We start from the raw sequence: 324 nt of genomic DNA, 5'->3' as shown, positions 1-324 counted from the left end.
ACCTGGTCGGCGGTGTAGATCCCGGCTTGGGCGAGCTTGGCGGCGAGGTGGGCGACGACGTACGGGTCGGTCTCGGTCTCCAGGGTCGCGTTGGTGAAGTACGGCTCGAACGCGGCCCGGATGTCGTCGGGCTTGTTCACGAAGTCCAGGACGTACGTCTTGCGCTTGACCTCCCCGCCCGCGGTGCGGTGGGTGCGGTTGAGCCGGGAGAGCGTCTGCACGGCGGTGACCCCGGAAAGCTTCTTGTCGATGTACATCGCCGAGAGCAGCGGCTGGTCGAAGCCGGTCTGGAACTTGTTGGCGACCAGCATGATCGTGTAGGTC

Annotated in this window: 1 protein-coding gene; it reads right to left on the bottom strand. The window is 65.7% G+C overall.

Annotated elements, in window-relative coordinates; all coding sequences use genetic code 11:
• The coding region (locus FrCorBMG51_RS24400; RefSeq protein ID WP_047225344.1) for a type I restriction enzyme subunit R domain-containing protein at positions 1-324 on the bottom strand (324 nt) is incomplete at both ends.

Origin of the sequence: Protofrankia coriariae, from assembly GCF_001017755.1 — a bacterium.
Lineage (GTDB): Bacteria > Actinomycetota > Actinomycetes > Frankiales > Frankiaceae > Protofrankia > Protofrankia coriariae.
This window is presented reverse-complemented; position numbering and strand designations above follow the sequence as displayed.